Here is a 19,796-nt window from a genome sequence, read left to right as displayed (position 1 = left end):
GGGTCTGGGCTGCCCTCCAGGGTATCCGGCCCGGCAGGGCATCAGTCCCCGCCCGTCGCATTCGGCAGGCCTCACGGCGCCCGCAGCGCCTCCTCCAGCGCCCTCGCCACCGACCCCGCGTCCTGCGGCGGCAGTGGCTCTCCCGCTCCGGTGGTGACGTAGAAGGCGTCGACCGCGTTGGCGCCCGGGGTCGAGACGTGCATGCTCCGCACCCGCACGCCCGCCTTCTCCAGGGCCATGCCGATGCGGTGCAGCAGGCCGGGGGCGTCCTGGGCGCGGACCTCGATCACGGTGGCGTGGTGGGAGGCGGCGGGGGCCACGGTCACCCGGGGCGGCGGGGCGAGCAGGCCGCGGCGCCGCGGATAGGCGGCGTCCCGCTCGGCGAGGCGGCCGGCGATGTCGAGGGAGCCGTCCAGGGCGCGGACGAGGTCGGCGCGCAGCCGGGCGGCCTCGGGCAGGGAGCCGTACTCGGCGGCGACCCGCCAGTCGAGCAGCAGCACCGAGCCGTCGCCGTCGTGCACGTCCTCCGGCAGCCGCAGGGTGCGCAGTCCGGCGGTGCGGACGGTGAGCCGGTGCACGGCGAGGACGCCGGCGACCGCGGGCAGCACGGCGCCCTGGTCGGGCACCGCGATGAGCAGCTCGACACCGAGGGGTTCGGGCGCGCCGGGCGGCTCCTCGGCGGGGACCGGCTCGCTGCGGGCGCGCAGGACGAGGGCCGGCCCGCCGGTGCGGAAGGCCTCGATGGCCAGGCGTTCCTGTTCGGCGGTGGGCGCGGTGGGGGCGGGTTCGTCCGGCGCGTCGCCGGCCAGGAGGGCGGCGACGCGGCGGACCAGGTCGGCGACGAGGGAGCCGCGCCAGGAGGACCAGGCGGCGGGCCCGGTGGCGCGGGCGTCGGCCTCGGTGAGGGCGTGCAGGAGTTCCAGGGTGCCCTGGCTGCCGACGGCCTCGGCGACCGAGCGGACGGTGGCGGGATCGTCCAGGTCACGGCGGGTGGCCGTGTCGATCAGGAGCAGGTGGTGGCGGACCAGCGTGGACAGGACGGCGGCGTCCTCGGGGTCGAAGCCGATGCGCGTGGCCACGTCCTTGGCGATGATCTCGCCGGCCGTCGAGTGGTCGCCCGGCCAGCCCTTGCCGAGGTCGTGCAGCAGGGCGGCGACGAGCAGCAGGTCGGGGCGGTGGACGTGGCGGGTGAGGGCGGAGGCGCGGACGGCGGTCTCGATCAGATGGCGGTCGACGGTCCACACGTGGACGGCGTTGCGCTGGGGGCGGCAGCGGACCCGTTCCCAGTCCGGGAGCAGGCGGCTGATCAGCCCCTCGGCCTCCAGGGCTTCCCAGACCTCGACGGTGGGGCGGCCGGAGCCCAGCAGGGTCACCAGTTGCTCGCGGGCCTCGGCGGGCCAGGGCGTGGGCAGCGGGCGGGCGGCCGCGGCCATGCGTCGTACGGCGTAGGGGGAGAGCGGGAGGCCGGCCTGGGCGGCGGCGGCCGCGGCGCGCAGCGGGAGCACGGGGTCGCGTTCGGGGCGTGCGGCGCGGGCGAGCACCACCTCGCCGTCCTGTTCGACCACGCCCTCGGCCAGCGGGGACCGCTCGGCGGCCGGTTTTCCGCCGCCCAGTATGGCGCGCAGGCGCGGACGGACGGCGCGCGAGCGCAGCACGCGCCCCACTTCGCGCCAGGTGGCGTCACCGGCGTACGAGATGACGCGCGCCGCCTCGTAGACCTGCCGGAGCAGGGTGTCGGCGTCGAGGAGCCCCAGCTCCCCCGCGACCTGGTCCTGTTCCTGGAGGGCGAGCCGGTCGGTGGCGCGGCCGGTGCTCAGATGGAGCGCGTCGCGGACGTCGAGGAGGCGCCGGCGGGCGTCGGCCAGGCCCTCCCGGGGGGCGTCGGCAAGCCAGGAGGCGGCCACGGCACGGAGCGCGGTGGCGTCCCGCAGACCGCCGCGGGCCTCCTTGAGGTCGGGCTCCAGGAGGAAGCGCAGCTCGCCCTGCCGCTCGGCGCGTTCGTCGCACAGTTCCCTCAGTTCGGGCAGGCGCCGGGGGGCCTGGTTGCGCCAGTCGGTGAGGACGGCGGTGCGCAGTGCGGCGGTCAGACCGGGGTCGCCGGCGAGGTGGCGGGCGTCCAGCAGGCCGAGCTGGACCTTGAGGTCCTCGCCGGCCGTCCTGCGGGCCTCGGCGAGGGTGCGCACGGAGTGGTCGAGGGCGAGGCCGAGGTCCCAGACGGGGTACCAGAGGCGGTCGGCGAGGGCGGTGACCGCGGCGGGGTCGGAGCCGTCGTGCAGCAGCAGAAGGTCGAGGTCGCTGCGCGGGGACAGCTCGCCGCGGCCGTAGCCGCCGACGGCGACGAGGGAGATGCCCCGCGGCCGGCCGACCGCGGCGGTGAAGAGTCCGGCGAGCCAGCCGTCGGTCAGTTCGGCGAGGGCGGCGCGGCGCGGCGGCCCGGTCCGCCCCTCCTCGGTGAGGAGGCGCAGCCGGGCCGCCGCGTAGCCGCCGGGTTCCGGGCCTTCGGCCATGGTCCGTACATCCGTTCCCGTCACCCAGCGACTCCCGTTCCGATCCGGTGTTCCAGGGCTGATGTCAGAGCGCGTCCGGGCCGCGCTCGCCGGTGCGGACCCGTACGGCCGTCTCGACCGGGACCGACCAGACCTTGCCGTCGCCGATCTTGCCGGTGCGGGCCGCCTTGACGATGACCTCGATCAGTTCCTCGGCGTCGTCGTCCTCGGTCAGGACCTCGATGCGGATCTTGGGCACCAGGTCGACGGTGTACTCCGCGCCGCGGTAGACCTCGGTGTGGCCCCGCTGCCGACCGTAACCGCTGGCCTCGGTGACCGTCAGTCCGTGGACGCCGAAGGACTGGAGGGCCTCCTTGATCTCGTCGAGCCGGTACGGCTTGACGACGGCCGTGATGAGCCTCATGCGTCCACCTTCCTGGTCTGCTTCCCGCTCTTGCTGTCGCCCCGATTCTCCGGTGTGCCGCTGCCCGCGGCGAAGGCGGCGGACCCGAGGACACCGCCACCGGCGCCGCTGAAGTCGTAGGCGGTCTCGGCGTGCTGGGCGCGGTCGATGCCCGCGACCTCCTCGTCCTCGGTGACCCGCATCCCGATTGTCTTGTCGAGGAGGAAGGCGAGGACGGCGGAGACGATCAGGGAGTAGGCGAGGACACCGCCGACGCCGGCGCACTGCTTCCACAGCTGGGTGAAGGAGTGGTCCCCGTAGAAGACGCCGGTGGCGGTGGACTGGCCCTTGCCGCTGGCGAAGAAGCCGATCAGCAGGGAGCCGATGATGCCGCCGACCATGTGGACGCCGACGACGTCGAGGGAGTCGTCGTAGCCGAAGCGGAACTTCAGTCCGACGGCCGCGGCGCAGGCGACACCGGCGATGACGCCGACGGCGATCGCGCCGAGCGGGGTGACCGCGCCGCCGGAGGGGGTGATGGCGACGAGGCCCGCGACCGCGCCGGAGGCGGCGCCGAGGCTGGTGCAGGCGCCGTGGCGGATCTTCTCGTAGCCGAGCCAGGCGAGCATGGCGGCGGCGGTGGCGATCTGGGTGTTGACGAACATCAGGGGGCCGACGCCGTCGTCGTTGCCGAGCCAGGAGCCGGCGTTGAAGCCGAACCAGCCGAACCACAGCAGGCCGGCGCCGAGCATGACCAGGGGCAGGCTGTGCGGGCGCATCGGGTCCTTCTTGAATCCGACGCGCTTGCCGATGACGAGGATGACGCCGAGGGCGGCGGCACCGGCGTTGATGTGCACCGCCGTACCACCCGCGAAGTCGATCACGCCCAGGTCGTAGGCCCAGCCGCCGGTGCCCCAGACCCAGTGGGCGACCGGGAAGTAGACGATCGTGACCCACAGCACGACGAAGAGGCTCCAGGCGCTGAACTTCACCCGGTCGGCGAGGGCGCCGCTGATCAGGGCCGGTGTGATGATCGCGAACATCATCTGGAAGACGGCGAAGACGAAGACCGGGATGGTGTAGCCGGGCCACAGGTCGGTCTTGCCGATGCCGGTCCAGCCGACGTAGTCGGAGGTCCAGCCGATCAGCGAGCCGTGGTCCGTGCCGAAGCTCACCGAGAAGCCGTAGAGCACCCACAGGATGGTGACGATGCCCATGCTGACGAAGCTCATCATCAGCATGTTCAGGGCGCTCTTGACGCGGACCATGCCTCCGTAGAAGAAGGCCAGGCCCGGGGTCATGAGCAGCACCAGGGCGGAAGCGATGAGCATGAATCCGGTGTTGGCGGACGACAGCCTGGGTGCGTCCGCCGCAAGCATGATGGCTGGGGCCATCGGCGTCTCCTCGTCGATCGGTACGGCCCGTGCGGGCGGTGCCTCAGGGGTCCGGTGGAATGGGGTGGGCCGGGTATGCGCCAGAGACTGACGCAGCACCGTTTCCACGGAAGCCACTCGTTGTTTCACCGGGGTGACGAAGACGTCCCGTGTGTTACGCGTCCATGAACCGGCCGCGGCGCGGGCCTCTCGATGACCTGGCGTTGGGGGAGCCGAGTCGGGCGGTTCGGGAGGTCCGGCCGCGGCCGGGGTTCTGGGGGTGGGGGCCGGGTCAGACGGCCTCGGACTCGGGGAGGTCGACGGCGAGCTGTTCGGCGAGGCCGACCACGGCGCCGAGATCACCGTGGTCGCGCACGGCGACGCCGACCGTCTTTCGGATACGGGTGTTCACCCGCTCGGAGCGGACCTTCTTGGCCACGGTCAGCGCCCGCGCGGCGAACTCGGTGCCGGCCTCGGGCTCGCCCTGGAGCAGATGCACGGTGGCCATGCCGATCAGGTTGAGCGCGTACGACCGCTGGTGCTCGCTGTCCTTGGCGAACAGGTCCACGGCCCGCCCCATCAGCGGCTCGGCCAGGGAGGCGTAGGCGGGACTGCGGCCCGCGCTGTAGGCGAGGTCGCGGAAGGAGTGGGAGTTCTCCGCGTACAGCTCGGCCTCGGAGAAGAAGCGGATCCAGTCGGGGTCCGGCTCGTCCCACTCGTCGGCCTCGGCGAAGGTGTCCTCGGCCATGCGCACCGCGCGCTTGGTCCGGCCGGGCTGGCCCATGTTGGCGTAGGCGCGGGCCTCCATCGCATACAGCATGGCCTGGGTGCGCGGCCCCGCGCAGTCGCGGCTGCCGTACTGGGCGAGGTGGATCAGCTCCAGGGCGTCGTCGGGCCGGCCGAGGTGGATCATCTGGCGGCTCATGCTGGAGAGGATGTACGACCCGAGGGGCCGGTCCCCGGCCTCCTTCGCGGCGTGCAGCGCGAGGACGAAGTACTTCTGCGCGGTGGGCTGGAGCCCGACGTCGTACGACATCCAGCCGGCCAGTTCGGCCAGCTCGGCGGCGACCTTGAAGAGGGTGCGGGTGGTGGCCTCGGGCTGGGGCTCCTGGAGCAGGTCGGTGACCTCGTGCAGCTGGCCGACGACGGCCTTGCGGCGCAGGCCGCCGCCGCACTGGGCGTCCCACTGGCGGAACATGCGGGTGGTGGACTCCAGCAGCTCCAGCTCCGGCCTGGACAGCCGGCCGGGTCGGCGGGGGTCGAGGGCGGACTCGGGGGCGGCCGCGGAGGCGGCGCCGGGGGTGGGCACGAGCCAGCGCTGCATGGGCTCGATCAGGGAGGGGCCCGCGGACAGCGCGAGGGAGGTGCCGAGGAAGCCGCGCCGGGCGAGCATCAGGTCGCTGCGGGAGAACTCGCCGAGCTGGGCGACGGTCTGGGGGCCGGTCCAGGGCAGGTCGACGCCGGACGCGGCGGGCGGCTGGCGGGCGGCGCGCAGGCCCAGGTCCTCGATGGAGACCACGCAGCCGAAGCGCTCGGAGAACAGCTCCGAGAGGATGCGCGGGATCGGTTCGCGCGGGTTCTCCCCGTCCAGCCAGCGGCGCACCCGGGAGGTGTCGGTGGAGATGTGGTTGGCGCCGAGCTGACGGGCTCTGCGGTTCACCTGGCGGGCCAGCTCGCCCTTGGACCAGCCGCTGCGCACGAACCACGAGCCGAGCAGCTCGTTGGGGCGCTTGTCAGCGTTCGTCCCGCTCCCGCCATTGCCGCCCACTGGAACGCCCCCATCCCTGAGACCTCTTGCCGCCGGAGTGCGCCAAGCCCTATCAGAATGCCGGTAAATACGGCCCCGCGTCTGCCGGTTACCGGCCTTCGAACGCGCTGCCGAGCCGTTCTCGGACCGCTCCGGGAGTTACTCCCGAGTTGCCTCCGGCATACCCACAGGCGCATGTGCCCGAGGATTCCCGCACACTCACAGTAACCTCGTGATCACTGACTCAGCCACGTGGATCACAGAAACGCCACCATTCGCCACCCCTTCGAATGAACCCCAGGTCCGTCGCACGCGATTCACTTGACACAGGGCGAACAGGAGTGGGCGGACGGATGCACAAAGGGGCGCGCGGATCCCGGTGCGCCACCCGACACGCTTCAAAGCGCCGCCCTGATCCCGTCACGGCGGCGGCGGCCGGAGCCGTAGCGTTACGTTCCGCTTCCGTCTCGTTCCGTGTCGTAACCACCGGCGCGCTGGACCCGTTGGAGGGGGCATGGGCTTCACGATCGGCGGCATTCGCGAGATCCGTACCGGCGCGCGTCGGCGCGGCCGGGCCGCGGAGTGCACCACCGTCGCCGAGTTCACCGGACTGTGGGGCTGGGACGTGGTGCCGGGCGCACGGGCCGCGGCGGGCGTCTGCTCCTGCGGGTACGCGGACTGTCCGGAACCGGGCGCGCACCCGCTGGACTTCGCGCCCGAGGTGCCGGCCGGGGCCACGCTGGACGACGCGGCCAAGGCATGGGCGGAGTACCCGGGGGCCTCGATGATGCTGCCGGTGGGCCGCGCCTTCGACGTCGTGGAGGTCTCCGAGCCGGCCGGGCGCCGCGCCCTGGTCCGGCTGGAGCGGATGGGCCTGCCGCTGGGTCCGGTGACCGTGACCCCCGAGGGCCGGGCGCACTTCTTCGTGGCCCCCGGCGCCGCGGCCGAGCTGCCCCGGCTGCTGTACCGCATGGGCTGGGACGACCCGCGCACGCTGGACCTGCGCGGACTCGGCCCCGGCACGTACATCACCGCGCCGCCCTCCGACCGCGGCGGCCTGGGCCCGGTGCGCTGGCTGCGCCCGCCCGCCCTCGACTCCGCGACCCGCCCCCCGGCGGCCCGGCTGCTGCTGGGCACGCTGGCCTACGTGGCGCACCGGTCACGGGCGCGGACGTGACGGCGGGGTACCACCTGGGAAAGCGAAGTGCCCGTCCTCGACTGCACCTTGAGGGCGGGCACTTCTTCGCGTCAGGTAAGGGATCGACTACGGTCAGTCTCCGATCAGCGCGTCCACGAACGCCTCCGGCTCGAACGGCGCCAGGTCGTCCGCGCCCTCGCCGAGCCCGATCAGCTTGACCGGCACGCCCAGCTCGCGCTGGACCGCGATCACGATGCCGCCCTTGGCGGTGCCGTCCAGCTTGGTCAGCACGATGCCGGTGATGTCCACGACCTCGGCGAACACGCGGGCCTGCACCAGACCGTTCTGCCCGGTGGTGGCGTCCAGGACGAGCAGCACCTCGTCCAGCGGCGCGTGCTTCTCGACCACGCGCTTGACCTTGCCCAGCTCGTCCATGAGGCCGGTCTTGGTGTGCAGCCGGCCCGCGGTGTCGATGAGGACGACGTCGACCCCCATCTCCTTGCCCTCCTTCACCGCGTCGAAGGCCACGGAGGCGGGGTCGCCCGCCTCCGGACCGCGCACGGTGTAGGCGCCGACCCGCTCGCCCCAGGTCTGCAGCTGGTCGGCGGCGGCGGCGCGGAAGGTGTCGGCGGCGCCGAGCACAACACTGCGGCCGTCGGCGACCAGGACGCGGGCGAGCTTGCCGGTGGTGGTGGTCTTGCCGGTGCCGTTGACACCGACGACCATCACGATGCCGGGCTTGCGGTCGGCGGGCTCGGTCTTCACGATGCGGTCGACATCGGTGCCGACCAGCTTGAGCAGCTCCTCGCGCAGCAGGCCGCGCAGCTCCTCGGGGGTGCGGGTGCCGAGCACCTTGACGCGCTCGCGCAGGCCCTCGACCAGTTCCTGGGTGGGCTGCACACCGACGTCGGCGGTGAGCAGGGTGTCCTCGATCTCCTCCCAGGTGTCGTCGTCCAGGTGCTCGCGCGAAAGCAGCGTGAGCAGGCCCTTGCCGAGGGCGTTCTGGGAGCGGGACAGGCGGGCGCGAAGGCGGACCAGGCGGCCTGCGGTGGGCTCCGGGATCTCGATCTCGGGAGCCTCGACGGTGGGTGCGGGAGGCTCCTCTACGACGACCGGCGGGCCGCCCGGGAGATCCACCTCCTCGATCGTCCGGCGCGGTTCGTCGCGCGGCGTCTCGGCCTCTTCGCCGACGTGCGGCTCGGCCGGGGGCGCGGTGATGTCGGGCGCCTTCGGGGGCGGCGGGGGCAGCGACTTCCGGCGTCGGGTGCCCACGATCAGCCCGCCGAGCGCGCCGAGCACGACCACGGCGATGACTACAGCAAGGATGACGGTTTCCATAACGCGTCCAGTATCGGCCATGGGCTCCGCCATGAGCGGGCTTGTGCCTTCCACTGAGAGACAAACGCCACGTTTGGCCAGTAGTCGGAGCAAAGTACGATGGGCCGGGCCGCAATGACGCGCGTAGAGCCGACTTTCTTCCTTCCCCCCACCTCAAGGGCACCCTCCCGCATGAGCAAAACCGTCGAGGCCGAAGGCACTCTCGAGACCCGTGGCATCGAGCAGGTCCCGGATCACGAGCGGACCGGCCGGACCCGTGAGCTGTTCCCGACCTGGGTCGGCGCCAACATCAGCGTGCTGCTGCTGACGATGGGCGCGAGCCTCGTCGTGGCGTACCACCTGGACATCTGGCAGGCGCTGGTCGTCGCGGTGGCGGCGCCCGTGGTGTCGTACGGCCTCGTCGGTCTGATCGGCATCGCCGGCAAGCGGGGCGGGGCGCCGGGCATGGCGCTGTCGCGGGCGGTGTTCGGGCAGCGGGGCAATCTGCTGCCGGGGTCGCTGATCTGGGTGGCCCGCTGGGGCTGGGAGACGATCAACGCGGTGACCGGCGCCTACGCCATGCTGTCCATCCTGGACATCCTGTTCGGCATCAGGACGAACAGCGTCCTGGACATGGTGACGCTGCTGGCGTTCGTCGTGGCGACCTTCGCGATCTCCGGGCTCGGCATCAACGCCGTGCAGAAGTGCAACAAGTACGCCACCTACTTCTTCGGCGCCTTCTCGGTGCTGGTGCTGGTGTACCTGGCGGTGCGGACGGACTGGGCGAGGGTGCTGGACCACGGCGCCGGTTCCACGGCCGCCGTGATCACCGGCATCGGCATGATCGCGGCCGGTGGCGTGAGCTGGATCCCGACGGCCCCGGACTTCACCCGCTATCTGCCGCGCACGGCCTCCTCGAAGGCGATCGTGGGCACGGCGGTCGGCGGCGCCGGTGTGGTCGTGCTGCCGATGGTCCTGATGGGCGCGGTGATGGCGGTCGCCACCCCGGACCTGGCGTCGGCCGCCGACCCGGTGTCCTTCCTGGGCAAGATCCTGCCGACGTGGATCGCGGTGCCGTACCTGTTCATCTCGCTGGTCGGCATGCTGCTGATCAACTCGATGTCGATGTACTCCGCGGGCTTCACCGCGCAGACCCTCGGCTTCCGGGTGCCGCGGCACTGGGCGGTGTCGGTCAACGCCGTGATCTCGCTGGTGTTCGGCGGGGTGCTGATGCTGGTGGCGGCGAGCTTCATGGGCTCCTTCATCGCCTTCCTCTCCCTGCTCGCGGTCGCCTTCTCCGCGTGGGTCGGGGTGTTCGGCGCGGACATGCTGCGCCGCACGGAGTACGACGGCCGCGCCATGGCCGACACCACGCGCACCAGCGCCTACTGGTACCGGGGCGGCTTCTCCCCCGCCGCCGTGGCCGCGTGGGCGATCGGCCTGGTCTCGGGCCTGCTGTTCACCACCTCGGACTGGTTCACCGGCCCGCTGGCCTCGAACAACGTCATCGGCGAGTACGGCCTGGGATGGGTGGCGACGATCGTGATCTCGGGCGTGCTGTACGTGGTGCTGCCGAAGCCCGCGGCGGGAACCGGGGCGTCCTCCGGCTCCGCTGAATCCGCCGCCGCCACCGTCTGATCCTCGGGGCACCGGCTCAGCAGCCGCTCCCGCGCGACGCGAGCGGCGCGGTCGTCGGCCGCGTCAGGGCGGCACCGGTACCCGGCAATCCGGCGCAGGCTCCCCGACCGGCCTCGGCCATCCCTTGAGTCCCACTGGCATCCCCGGTCCCGCGCCTGCCTGGCGACACGCCAGCCACCAGCCCCTCCGACGCCGCACGCCGGAGGGGGCCGACTGGTCTACCCGGGCACCGGCGCGCCCGAGTCGGCCACTCGTGGGTACGGGCGGGACCTGCCCTTCTCGGCACCCCGGCCGACCCGATGCCCGCACGCGCCTGCCGCTGGACGCCGGGCAACCCGGCCGGGCTGCCTTGCGCTCGTGCACCGGGGACAGGCAGGACCCGGCCCCCTCGACAACTCCGGCTGCGCTTTTCCCCGCAGCTCGCCTTGCCCCCGGCAGGCGATGCCCGCGCCCGCCCGCCGCCACACCCGCCGGAAACCCGGCAGGGCTGCCCCGCGCTCGTGCGCCGGGTAGAGGCACGACCCGACCCTCTCGGCAATCCCGGCTGCGCTTTTCCCCGCAGCTTGCCCTGCCCTGGCAGGTGATGCCCACGCGCCCGCCGCCACACGCCGGAAACCCGGCAGGGCCGCCCCACGCTCATGCGCCGGGCACACACAGGACCCGGCCCTCTCGGCAACGCCGGCTGCGCCTCTTCTCGCAGCTCGCCCTGCCCCGGCAGGCGATGCCCGCGCCCGCCCGCCGCCACACCCGCCGGAAACCGATCGAGTTGCCCCCGTTCATGCACCGAGTACAGGCAGGGCCCGGCCCTCTCGCCCCCCGGCTGCGCCCCTTCCCGCAGCTCACCGTGGCCCCCAGGAGCCGATGCCCGCGCGCCCCCGCGGCACGCCGCAAACCCGACCGGGCCGCCCCGCGCTCGTGGTGGGGTGGGTCGACGGCCCGGTGGCCGGCCGCCCTCGCCGTGGCGCCGAGTGCCTCCACGCTCGCGGCCGGGGCCGTCGTGCGACTCACCGAGTGCCCCGGCGCCCGGCACGCCTTCCGCCGGCTCCGGTTCCGGATCCGGGCGGGTTCCTCACCCGGCCACGCGACGGCAGGCGAAAAGCCCTCGCCCCCGGTCCGGGCAGTGGCCGGGCCGGGGGCGAGGGGAGGTGCGAGGAGAGGGGCAGCGGGGTCTGGAAGGCCCTTCTCCTCGGGATCGGGGTGCCTCGGGGTGCGAGGCTCAGCCCATCTCCTCCAGTGCCTTGCCCTTCGTCTCCTTGACGAACTTCAGGACGAACGGGATGGAGAGGGCGGCGAACACCGTGTAGATGATGTACGTGGCCGAGAGGTTCCAGTCGGCCAGCGACGGGAAGCTCGCGGTGATCGCCCAGTTGGCGATCCACTGCGCGGCGGCGGCCACACCCAGCGCGGCGGCGCGGATCTTGTTCGGGAACATCTCGCCGAGCATGACCCAGACGACCACACCCCACGAGAGGGCGAAGAAGAGGACGAAGATGTGCGCCGCGATCAGGGCGACCCAGCCCTGGGTGGCGGGCAGCTTGCCGTCGACCAGGTGGTACGAGAACGCCCATGCCTCCAGCGCCAGGCCGACGACCATACCGACCGAGCCGATGAGCGCGAGCGGCTTGCGGCCGATCCGGTCCACGAAGAGCATCGCGATCACGGTGCCGACGATGTTGATGATGGACGTGGTGAAGGAGTAGAAGAACGAGTCCGTCGGGTCCACGCCGACCGACTGCCACAGCGTCGAGGAGTAGTAGAACGCGACGTTGATGCCGACGAACTGCTGGAAGACCGACAGGCCGATGCCGACCCAGACGATCGGCTTGAAGAAGAAGCCGCCGCCCAGCAGGTCCTTGAAGGTGGACCGGTGCTCGCGCTTCATCGCGTGCTCGATCTCGGCGACGCGCTTGTCCAGGTCGGTGCCCTTGCCCTCGACCTCGGCCAGGATCTCCTTGGCGCGCTCACGCTTGCCGACGGACAGCAGGAAGCGCGGCGACTCGGGGATGGCGAAGGACAGCATGCCGTAGAGGACGGCCGGGATCACCATGACGCCCAGCATGACCTGCCAGGCCTCCAGGCCCATGAGGTGGCCGCGCTGCTTGCCGCCGGCGGCGTTCAGCAGGCCCCAGTTGACCAGCTGGGAGATGGCGATGCCGACGACGATCGCGGCCTGCTGGAAGGAGCCGAGCCGGCCGCGGTAGGCGGGCGGGGCGACCTCGGCGATGTAGGCGGGGCCGATCACGGAGGCCATGCCGATGGCGAAACCGCCGACGATGCGCCAGAAGGCGAGGTCCCACAGCGCGAAGGGCAGCGCGGAGCCGACGGCGCTGATGGTGAACAGCACGGCTGCGATGCGCATGCAGCGGATACGGCCGATCCGGTCGGCTATCCGGCCCGCGGTGGCGGCACCGATGGCACAGCCGATCAGGGCGATGGCGATGACCTGCGCGAGCCCGGCGGAGCCGACGGCGTAACGGTCGCGGATGGCCTCGACGGCGCCGTTGATGACGGAGCTGTCGTAGCCGAAGAGAAAGCCGCCCATCGCCGCGGCCGCGGCGATGAAGATGACATGCCCGAGATGTTCGGGATGAGCCGTCCCGGCTCCTGACTGAGGTGCCTGCGCTGTGCTGGTCACGTGAAACTCCTCGGGCCGCGGCAACGCTGCCGGGTGGGGTGAGCCCTTCCAGGTCTCCAGTGGCGCACACGTTCACACCACTTACACCTGAAGGTTAAAAGCAACGTTGCAGAGACTATGTCTTCAAGTTCCGAAGTCAATAGGTCCAATGCTGTGACTTAGGAGATAGTGCACTCTCGGCAAAACGTTCAAGAAGTGAACGTTAAGTGAGTGATGTGGCTCCATGGACTGAGTGGATCTTGAAAAAGGTCAACGCAGGCGCTGCGAGATGACCTTCGACACACCGTCGCCCTGCATCGAGACGCCGTACAGCGCGTCGGCAACCTCCATCGTGCGCTTCTGGTGCGTGATCACGATCAGCTGCGAGGACTCCTGCAGCTCCTGCATGATCCTGATCAGCCGCTGGAGGTTGGTGTCGTCCAGGGCCGCCTCGACCTCGTCCATGACGTAGAAGGGGCTCGGCCGGGCCTTGAAGATCGACACCAGCAGCGCGACGGCCGTCAGCGACCGCTCGCCGCCCGAGAGGAGGGACAGCCGCTTGACCTTCTTGCCCGGCGGCCGCGCCTCGACGTCGACGCCCGTGGTGAGCATGTTCTCGGGGTCGGTGAGCACCAGCCTGCCCTCGCCGCCCGGAAACAGCCGGCTGAAGACGCCCTCGAACTCGCGCGCGGTGTCCCGGTAGGCCTCGGTGAAGACCCGCTCGACCCGCTCGTCGACCTCCTTCACCACCTGGAGCAGATCGGCCCTGGTCTTCTTCAGGTCCGCAAGCTGCTCGCTGAGGAACTGGTGCCGTTCCTCCAGCGCCGCGAACTCCTCCAGGGCCAGCGGATTGACCTTGCCGAGCTGCTGGTACGCCCGCTCGGCCGCCTTGAGCCGCTTCTCCTGCTCGGCCCGCACGAACGGGCGCGGCCGGTTACGGGGATGGTCCGGGTCCTCCGGCAGCGTCTCGCCGTCGGCGGGGGGCGAGGGCGGCACGGGCTGGTGCGGCCCGTACTCCGTCTCCAGCCCCGCCGGTTCGACACCCAGCTCCTCCAGCGCCCTGGTCTCCAGCTGCTCGATCCGCAGCCGTTTCTCCGCGCCGAGTACCTCGCCCTTGTGGACCGAATCCGTCAACTTGTCGAGTTCCGACTTCAGTTCGCGTCCGGTGCCGCGGGCGGCAGTCAGTTCCCGTTCGCGCTGGGCCTTGGCGGCCTCGGCGGCGGCGCGTTCCCGGTCGGCGCGGGCGAGGGAGACCTCGACGTGCGCGAGCAACTGGCGGGCACCGTCGGCCACGGCCCGGGCGACGGCCGCCTCGTGGCGCAGCCGGGCCCGGCGCTGCTCGGCCCGCGCCCGCGCCTCGCGCTCCGCGCGGGCGGCGCGGTCGAGGGAGTCGGCCCGGCCGGCGAGCCCCTTGACCCTTTCCTCGTGGGTACGGACCTGGAGGCGGGCCTCCATCTCGGTCTGGCGTGCGTTGGCGCCGTCGGCGGAGAGCCGGTCGCGCACCGAGGCGTCCGGCTCCTCCTCCGTTGGCATCTCCTCGGCGACGGCGAGCCGCTCCGCGAGTTCCTCGGCCTCCTGTGCCGCCTTGTCCAGCGCGTCCTGCGCCCGCGCGGCCGCGGCGGCGGAGCGCTCGGCCTCCCCGGCGGCGGCACGGGCCTCGCCTGCGAGGCGGCCGAGCCGCTGGGCGACGGAGGACTTCTCCCGGTCGGCGGCCCGGCGCCGCTCACCGATCTCCTCCACGAGGGCGGCGGCTTCGGCACGGCGTTCGGTCGCGGTGTGCTGCCGCTCGGCCAGCTCCGCGCAGTGGACGGAAAGCTCTTCCAGCTGGGCGGCGGCCTCGTCCACGGAGGCCTGCACCTCCAGCAGGCTCGGCGCGCCCGCGGATCCGCCGTGGGCGAAGTGGGCGCTCAGGAGGTCGCCCTCCGCGGTCACGGCGGTGAGGTGGGGACGGGCACCGACGAGGTCTTCGGCGGCGTCCAGGGTGTCGACCACGACGACGTCGCGCAGGAGCCTGCGGATGGCGGGCATCAGGTCGTCGGGGGCGCGCACGAGGGTCTCGGCGAGGAGATGCCGGTCGGCGGGTGCGGGTGCGTCGGGGCCGGTCGCGCTGTCGCCGGCGCCCCTGGGGGGCGTCTCCTCGGGGCCGGTGACGAGCAGTGCCGCCCGGCCCCCGTCCTGTTTGCGCAGGAGGCGGATGGCGTCCGCGGCCGAGGCCGGGTTCGTCACGGCGAGGGCGTCGGCCGCGGCTCCGAAGGCGGCGGCCAGCGGGATCTCGTAGCCCGGCGTGATGGTCAGGAGTTCCGCCGCCGGGCCGAGGAGGCCGGTGAGGTGGGCCTTGGAGTCGAGGAGTATGCCGGTGCCGTCCTTGCGGCGCAGGCCCAGCGCCAGTGCCTCGTGGCGGGCCTGGATGGCGGCGCGGCGGCGTTCGGCGGTGGTGACGGCCTCGCGGGCGGTGCTCAGGGCGGTCTCTGCCTCGGCGAGCTGCCGCCGGGCCGCCTGGTGGCGCTCGGCGAGGTCGGTGTCGTCCGCGTCGAGGCCGTCGACCTCGGCCTTGAGGGCCTCGTACTCCTCCTGGGCGCGCACCGCGCGTTCCCGGGCCTCGTCGCGGGCCGTGGCGAGGCGGCCGATCTCGGCCTGGGCGGCGGCGGCGCGTGAACGGGCCGCGCCCACCTGGCCGTTCAGCCGGGCCAGGCCCTCACGGCGGTCGGCGATGGCGCGGGCCACGTCCTTGAGCCGGCGTTCCTCGACCGCCAGTTCCCGCTCCAGTTCGGCGCGGTGCACGACCGTGTCGTCCAGGGCGTGCCGGGCCGCTTCCAGGGCGGCCTCCAGTTCGGCCTCCTGCTCGCGGACGCGGGCGGCCTCGCGCTCCAGGTCCTCGGGATCGCGGCCGCGACGCTCCTCGGGCGGCGCTGAGGTGGCGCTCCTGACCCGGGCGTCGGCCAGCGAGATGGTGCCGCGCACCCGCTCGGCCAGCTGGGACAGCTCGTACCAGGTCTGCTGGGCGCGCTGGAGACGGGGCGTGAGCCGCCGTACCTCGTCCTCCAGGAGGGACTCGCGGTGCAGGGCCTTCTTCAGCTCCTGCTCGGCGGCCTCCCTGCGTGCCTTGAGGGCGGCCTCGTCTGCGATCTCGGCGTCGAGCGCCTGTCGCAGTCGTACGAGGTCGTCGGCGAGCAGCCGGAGCCGGGCGTCGCGCAGGTCGGCCTGGATGACGGCGGCCCGGCGTGCCACCGCGGCCTGGCGGCCAAGGGGCTTGAGCTGACGGCGCAGCTCTTCGGTGAGGTCCTGGACGCGGGCGAGGTTGGCCTGCATCGCGTCCAGTTTCCGCAGCGCCTTCTCCTTGCGCCTGCGGTGCTTGAGGACGCCGGCCGCCTCCTCGATGAAGGCGCGGCGGCCCGTCGGGTCGGCGTGCAGCACGGAGTCGAGCTGGCCCTGGCCGACGATGACGTGCATCTCGCGGCCGATGCCGGAGTCGGAGAGCAGTTCCTGGATGTCGAGGAGACGGCAGGTGTCGCCGTTGATCTGGTACTCGCTGCCGCCGTTGCGGAACATGATCCGCGTGATGGTGACCTCGGCGTACTCGATGGGCAGCGCCCCGTCGGAGTTGTCGATGGTCAGCGACACCTCGGCGCGGCCCAGCGGGGGACGCCCGGTGGTGCCGGCGAAGATGACGTCCTCCATCTTGCCGCCGCGCAGCGACTTCGCGCCCTGCTCGCCCATGACCCAGCTCAGCGCGTCCACCACGTTGGACTTGCCCGAGCCGTTCGGTCCGACGACGCATGTGATCCCGGGTTCGAACCGGAGCGTGGTCGCGGAGGCGAACGACTTGAAGCCGCGAAGGGTCAGGGCCTTGAGGTGCACGCCGCCGGACTCTACCGGCCGCCGCTATCTCACTCCATGAACCCTCGCAACCCCGCGGTTTCACCGGCCGGCAGGCAGGGCACACCAGATGTTGAAGAAGGTGAAGGATGCGCGGGGGAAAGCGCGGGGGGAAGAAGGAAGGGACGCCGAAGCGTCCCTTGCGATTCTGATGGACGGCCTCGGATGCCGACCGTCCGATCTGCTGAGCGGTTGATAGGGGCTGCCCCGATCACTGCTGAGCTGTCGTGGAGCGATGCAGCGATCAGGTGAGCGCAGGCTCCGCCTGGTGTGCGTCGATGCTCTCCATGATCCTGTCCTGAGACGCGGCAGCCGCCAGCGCGTCGTTCTCCGCCTGGATCCTGACCAGCTCGGACTCCAGGTCCTGGACGCGCTGCTGCAGCCGTCGCATCTCGGCGAGGAGTCGAGGGTCGGAGCCGCCGACGTAACCGAGAAGCGCCTTTGCCATGATGGATGGTCCTCCACACTGAGTGACCGACCGATGCGGTGTGGGTCGTGAGGGATTCGCACCCGCGGTGCTTGGCACATCCGAGTGTTGCTCTGCTGTTGCGCCATGCCAAACAGCTAAGGTGCGCGGGGCTTTCAGCGTCTCACCAAAAAGTTTGACGGTCAACACGATCACAGCCCGTATTGGCGGGCGGACCGGGGCGCGCGGCCGGGGAACGCGGCGGCGCAGCGAGTCATCCGGGCCCTGGGGCGCAGCGATCAGCTGTACCAGCGGAGCCTGCCACGCCGCGCCCTTCTTGGCAACCACCAGGCCGTTTCCGCTCCGGGCCGCCGCGAGGCGGGGTTCGGGAGCCGGGGACACGCCGGTTCCGGCTCAGCGGATCGCGAAGCCGTCGTAGCCGCCGCGGGGTGTGTCCCAGATCTCGGTGACGCCGTCCACGCGGCCGGGCGTGTCGGCGCCCTGGAGCCAGTCAAGCAGCCCCTCGCAGCACTCGGACGCGCCCTCCGCGACGACCTGGACCCGGCCGTCCGCCAAATTGAGAGCAAAACCACTCAGGCCGCCGATCTCCAGTGCCTTGGCACGGGTGAACCAGCGGAATCCCACGCCCTGTACGTGTCCACGCACCCAGGCGACCAGTCGAACATCCTCGCTCATGGGTGCAACCTAACCGGCCGGTGTCGTTCGGGACACATCGCCTCCGAAGGGCATGAGGTACCGTCCGCACGCGGGTGCATCCCAGATGCAAACTCACTCGATCGAGTGGGTTGGGTTGGCCAGAAGCACCAAGGAAGTACGAGGAAGAGGGCAAGGGCATGGGACGCCACCGACGCTCGGACGCCGACCGCGCCGCGGAGGGCGACCCGGGCGCCGCCACCGCCGGGAGCGACGCTTCGCCGTCCCCGTCCGCCGACACGGTGCCGATACCGATGGGCACCGCGCCCTATCTGAACCCCGAGGCCTACGCGGCGGCGAAGGCGAAGGCGGACGCGTATCTCTTCGCGGCCGGACCGGCGGACCCGGCGTCCACGGACCCGGCCTCCGCGGATCCGGGCGCGGGCGCGGGCGCGGGTGCGGCCGGCGATCCGGTCGACCGTTCCACCTGGGCCGGAGATCCGGGCGAGCCCGCCGCGGGCGGGCAGCGGCGTCAGAAGCAGGCCGGGCGGGCGGTGAGCATGACGCTGCTCGGGCTGTCGCTGGCCGTCGCCGTGGGCACGGCCGCGGTGGCCGCGGGCGTGGTCCCGGGCTTCCAGGGTTACCGGCTCGACAGCGGCACCCACGCCACCGGCGGCGACCGGATCCAGGTGGCGGGCTCCCCCGCCGGCACGGCCGACGCCCAGGGCGGCACGTCCGGTGACGCGTCCGGCGGCACGTCCGGCGGCACGTCCGGTGGCGCGAGCGGCGCTCCGGCGACCGGTCAGGACCCCGTCCGGTCCTCGGCTCCGGCCACCCCGACGGCATCCGCGACGGCATCCCCGACGGGCTCCCCCTCGCCGACGCCCACGAGGTCCGCCTCGCCGACCCCCTCGAAGTCCGCGAAGCCCGCCGCACCGGTGCCGTCCGGGAAGGCCACCGTCGCAAGGACGGCCCCGGCCGTCCCCGCCGCCCCGCGGCCCAAGCCCTCCCCCACCACGGCGAAGCCGAGCCCGACCCCCCGTACGACTCCGACGAGGACCAAGGCGCCCGCGCCGACCGTCCCGCCCGTGACGGTCTCCGCGCAGGCCGCCGCCGAGGCCGAGGTGCTGAAGCTGGTCAACGACGAGCGGGCGAAGGCGGGCTGCACCGCGCTGTCGGCGAACTCGGCGCTGACCGGTCTGGCCGAGGCGTTCAGCGACGACATGGCGGCGCGGGGCTTCTTCTCCGACACCGACCCGGACGGGAAGTCGCCGTGGGACCGGGCGGCGGCGGCCGGCATCAGCGGCCTGGGCGCCGAGAACATCGCCCGCGGCCCGGCGGATCCGGCGGCCGTGGTGAAGGCCTGGATGGACAGCCCCGAGCACCGCGCCAACATCCTGAACTGCGACTTCGGCAGCCTCGGCGTCGGCGTGCACTTCGGCGCGGGCGGGCCGTGGTGGACCGAGGAGTTCGGCGACTGAGCCGAACCCCTCGCTCTCCCCGCTCCGCTCGGATTTCTCCGGGCTGCTACTCGGCGGCACGCCCCCGCGCGAACGTCCGCGCGGTCTGCGTCACCCGGCGTCCCAGGTGCTCGGCCGTGGCGATGTCCGCCTTGTGCACGCCCTCCGGGCCCCGGTCGGTGTCGGTCTGGGCGGCGGCGCCGGTGAAGAAGCCGAGGCGGTTGAGGTCGTTCTCGGAGGCGGTGCTGCTGTTCCAGCCAGGGAGCAGGCCGAGGTTGACCCAGTGCATGCCGTGCTGGGCGGCGAGCGTCTGGAAGAACTGGAGGGTGTGCAGCTTGTCGCCGCTCTTGGAGCCCGAGTTGGTGAAGCCGGCGGCCAGCTTGTCCTTCCAGTCCTGGCCGGCCCAGCGCGCGGAGGTCGCCTCGCCGAAGACGTGGAAGGCACCGGTGGCGGTGCCCATGTAGGTGGGCGAGCCGAAGACGATCGCGTCGGAGCGGTCGAGTATCCCCCACTGCTCCTCGGTGATCTCGTCCACCTTGATCAGGTGCACCTCGGCGCCCGCCTCGGCGGCACCCGCGCGCACGGCCTCGGCGAGCACAGCGGTGTGGCCGTAGCCGGAGTGGTAGGCGATGGAAACGACAACAGCGGCGGTCATGACTCTCCTCGGAAGGCAGCTCAATGCGG

13 protein-coding genes are annotated in these 19,796 nt (G+C 72.4%); 3 read left to right on the top strand and 10 right to left on the bottom strand.

Annotation, left to right across the window (positions count from 1 at the left end; translation table 11 throughout):
• Positions 1-71: 71 nt before the first annotated feature.
• From AB0927_RS07040 to AB0927_RS07025, 4 genes are all read right to left on the bottom strand, one after another.
• On the bottom strand, positions 72-2,531 hold the full coding sequence (locus AB0927_RS07040) for a [protein-PII] uridylyltransferase (RefSeq protein ID WP_366666505.1): 2,460 nt from the start codon (positions 2,529-2,531) through the stop codon (positions 72-74).
• 40 nt (positions 2,532-2,571) lie between these two features.
• A complete protein-coding gene (locus AB0927_RS07035) occupies positions 2,572-2,910 on the bottom strand; it encodes a P-II family nitrogen regulator (RefSeq protein WP_366666504.1) in 339 nt (112 codons plus the stop codon).
• On the bottom strand, positions 2,907-4,283 hold the full coding sequence (locus AB0927_RS07030) for an ammonium transporter (protein ID WP_366666503.1): 1,377 nt from the start codon (positions 4,281-4,283) through the stop codon (positions 2,907-2,909). The genes AB0927_RS07035 and AB0927_RS07030 overlap by 4 nt, the downstream gene beginning before the upstream one ends.
• Positions 4,284-4,554: 271 nt before the next feature.
• On the bottom strand, positions 4,555-6,030 hold the full coding sequence (locus AB0927_RS07025; protein ID WP_366666502.1) for a hypothetical protein: 1,476 nt from the start codon (positions 6,028-6,030) through the stop codon (positions 4,555-4,557).
• Positions 6,031-6,523: 493 nt separating this feature from the next.
• Here AB0927_RS07025 and AB0927_RS07020 point away from each other — a divergent pair, with 493 nt between their 5' ends.
• Entirely contained in the window at positions 6,524-7,186 is a 663-nt protein-coding gene (locus AB0927_RS07020) for a bifunctional DNA primase/polymerase (RefSeq protein ID WP_366666501.1), read from the top strand.
• 93 nt (positions 7,187-7,279) lie between these two features.
• On the opposite strand, the gene ftsY is transcribed toward AB0927_RS07020, so the two are convergent.
• On the bottom strand, positions 7,280-8,485 hold the full coding sequence (gene ftsY / locus AB0927_RS07015; protein WP_366666500.1) for a signal recognition particle-docking protein FtsY: 1,206 nt from the start codon (positions 8,483-8,485) through the stop codon (positions 7,280-7,282).
• A gap of 171 nt (positions 8,486-8,656) precedes the next feature.
• Between ftsY and AB0927_RS07010 the strand changes: the two genes are divergently transcribed.
• Positions 8,657-10,102, top strand: a complete 1,446-nt coding sequence (locus AB0927_RS07010) for a cytosine permease (protein WP_366666499.1) — start codon at positions 8,657-8,659, stop codon at positions 10,100-10,102.
• Positions 10,103-11,318: 1,216 nt separating this feature from the next.
• Here AB0927_RS07010 and AB0927_RS07005 read toward each other — a convergent pair.
• The 4 genes from AB0927_RS07005 to AB0927_RS06990 all read right to left on the bottom strand — a co-directional run bounded on the left by AB0927_RS07005 (position 11,319) and on the right by AB0927_RS06990 (position 17,694).
• A complete protein-coding gene (locus tag AB0927_RS07005) occupies positions 11,319-12,737 on the bottom strand; it encodes a sugar porter family MFS transporter (RefSeq protein ID WP_366666498.1) in 1,419 nt (472 codons plus the stop codon).
• 249 nt (positions 12,738-12,986) lie between these two features.
• Positions 12,987-16,574, bottom strand: a complete 3,588-nt coding sequence (gene smc / locus AB0927_RS07000) for a chromosome segregation protein SMC (protein WP_366666497.1) — start codon at positions 16,572-16,574, stop codon at positions 12,987-12,989.
• Between the two features lie 262 nt (positions 16,575-16,836).
• A complete protein-coding gene (locus tag AB0927_RS06995) occupies positions 16,837-17,040 on the bottom strand; it encodes a hypothetical protein (RefSeq protein WP_018544743.1) in 204 nt (67 codons plus the stop codon).
• A 372-nt stretch (positions 17,041-17,412) separates the two neighbouring features.
• On the bottom strand, positions 17,413-17,694 hold the full coding sequence (locus AB0927_RS06990; RefSeq protein ID WP_366666496.1) for an acylphosphatase: 282 nt from the start codon (positions 17,692-17,694) through the stop codon (positions 17,413-17,415).
• Between the two features lie 158 nt (positions 17,695-17,852).
• On the opposite strand from AB0927_RS06990, the gene AB0927_RS06985 reads away from it, so the two are divergent.
• Positions 17,853-19,133 (top strand): CAP domain-containing protein, encoded by a 1,281-nt coding sequence (locus tag AB0927_RS06985; protein ID WP_366666495.1) that lies wholly within the window; start codon positions 17,853-17,855, stop codon positions 19,131-19,133.
• A 46-nt stretch (positions 19,134-19,179) separates the two neighbouring features.
• Here the strand turns inward: AB0927_RS06985 and AB0927_RS06980 are convergent, their stop codons facing one another.
• On the bottom strand, positions 19,180-19,767 hold the full coding sequence (locus AB0927_RS06980; protein WP_366666494.1) for a flavodoxin family protein: 588 nt from the start codon (positions 19,765-19,767) through the stop codon (positions 19,180-19,182).
• Between the last annotated feature and the right edge of the window lie 29 nt (positions 19,768-19,796).

The sequence above is a fragment of the Streptomyces sp. NPDC048106 genome, assembly GCF_040706415.1.
Classification (GTDB): Bacteria; Actinomycetota; Actinomycetes; order Streptomycetales; family Streptomycetaceae; genus Streptomyces.
The sequence above is the reverse complement of the archived record's forward strand: the minus strand, read 5'-3'. Positions and strand labels throughout refer to the sequence as shown.